The sequence below is a fragment of the Chitinophaga sp. genome, from assembly GCF_036566945.1.
In the GTDB taxonomy this organism is placed as follows: Bacteria; Bacteroidota; Bacteroidia; order Chitinophagales; family Chitinophagaceae; genus Chitinophaga.
This window is the reverse complement of sequence record NZ_DATCVJ010000523.1, coordinates 1-1,945: the sequence shown is the minus strand read 5'-3', so window position 1 is coordinate 1,945 and position 1,945 is coordinate 1. Positions and strand designations below refer to the sequence as shown.

2 protein-coding genes are annotated in these 1,945 nt (G+C 48.6%); one reads left to right on the top strand and one right to left on the bottom strand.

Features of this window, described 5'->3' with window-relative positions; translation table 11 throughout:
* On the bottom strand, positions 1-815 hold an 815-nt coding region (locus VIP81_RS15855), incomplete at its 3' end, for an aldehyde dehydrogenase family protein (protein ID WP_331962681.1).
* A 109-nt stretch (positions 816-924) separates the two neighbouring features.
* Here VIP81_RS15855 and gatB point away from each other — a divergent pair.
* The coding region (gene gatB / locus VIP81_RS15850; RefSeq protein WP_331962678.1) for an Asp-tRNA(Asn)/Glu-tRNA(Gln) amidotransferase subunit GatB at positions 925-1,945 on the top strand (1,021 nt) is incomplete at its 3' end.

The following is a 1,945-nucleotide window of genomic DNA, read 5'->3' as shown; positions in this document are numbered from 1 at the left end:
ATGGCTGCCTTCAGCGCCGACACCAGTTCTGCTTTTATGTTCTGATGAACGAGTAAATAATCCGGCGCCACGCAGGTTTGACCGGCGTTCCAGAACTTGCCCCATACAATACGTTTAGCCGCTACCGTTACATTTACTTTTTCATCTACCACACAAGGTGATTTACCACCTAATTCCAGTGTTACCGGCGTGAGATGTGGCACCGCCATTTCCATAATCTTTTTACCTACAGGGATGCTGCCGGTAAAAAACACATGGTCAAAACGGAAGCTCATGAGCAGGGGGATAATCTCTGCGCCATCGCCGTCAACGACCGTGATATAGGCCGGATCAAAAGTATCCCTGATCAGGTCGGCGACCACGGCGGCAGTATGCGGGGCCATCTCCGAAGGTTTAATAATAGCACAATTACCACCCGCAATAGCGCCCAGCAAGGGGCTGAGGAGCAGCATAAACGGATAGTTCCAGGGGCCAATAATGAGTGTAAGTCCCAGCGGTTGTTTGTACACCCGGCTGCTGCTGGGGTATGTTACAAAAGGGGAGGTCACTATTTCCGGTTCCATCCACTGTTTAAGTCCGTCGAGTATATAGCTTATTTCTTCATATAAAAATCCGATCTCACTCCCGTAAGCCTCCATGGGGTGCTTGTGCAGGTCTGCGTGTAAAGCGGCCGTGATCTTCTCCTCGTACTTTTGTATTCCTTTTTTTAACCGTTTTAATTGCGTTTTCCGGAAAGCATACGGGAGAGTGGCGCCAGAGTCGAAATAAACCTGTTGCGCCTGATAAAGCTGACTTGCCTGGGCCTTACTGATCATAGGGAAGATTTTTTTAATTGTTGCTTATCTCAATTTAGGGATTTATTGGCACCAAATAGCCTGAAATCACGGTATTATTTGAATATATTTGTGGGAATCAGTATGGAATATGAGCGATATATACAGCAAATATGAAACAGTGATAGGGCTGGAAGTGCACGCCCAGCTGCTTACCGAAAGTAAATTATTTTGTAGCGACAGCGCAGCTTTTGGCGGCGCACCTAATACGCATATCAGCCCTATTACGATGGCGCATCCGGGTACTTTGCCCCGTATGAACCGTAAGGCAGCTGAATATGCCATCAAACTGGGTTTGGCTTGTCATTGCGAAATTGAGAAAGATAATTACTTCGCCAGAAAGAATTATTTCTACCCGGATCTTCCGAAAGGCTACCAGGTTTCACAACATACCGCCCCTATTTGTAAAGGTGGTTATATTACCATTATCACCGATGCGGGGACCCGCAATGTGCAGTTGAACCGCATTCACCTCGAAGAAGATGCCGGCAAACTCCTGCATGACCAGGATCCGCATAACAGCTATGTAGATTATAACCGCGCCGGCGTTCCATTAGTGGAAATCGTGACGGAGCCGGATATGCACAACAGCGATGAGGCTTATGCCTACCTCACTGAAATGCGGCGGCTGGTGCGTTACCTGGGCGTTTGTGATGGTAATATGGAAGAAGGGAGCATGCGCTGTGATGCTAACATCTCCGTGCGTCTGAAAGGAGCTACTACACTGGGCACCAAGGTAGAAGTAAAAAACATGAATTCTATCCGCAACGTAAAGCGGGCCATAGATAACGAAGTAAAAAGACAAATAGACCTGATAGAAGCCGGTGGTACCCTGGTACAGGAAACCCGCAGCTTTGACGCCTCCAATGGCAGCTCTTTTTCCCTGCGCTCTAAAGAGGAAGCCAACGATTACCGTTACTTCCCGGAGCCGGACCTTGCCCCCTTCAGGCTCACCGACGAATTTATTGCCGGCATCAGGGCTACCCTGCCCGCGCTCCCCGAAGAACTGATCCGCAAGTACACCGTGAAATTTGGTTTGCCGGAATATGATGCCCGCGTTATCTGCGACGATAAAGCAACCGCCGATTACTACGAAAGTCTGATTGCGGTAA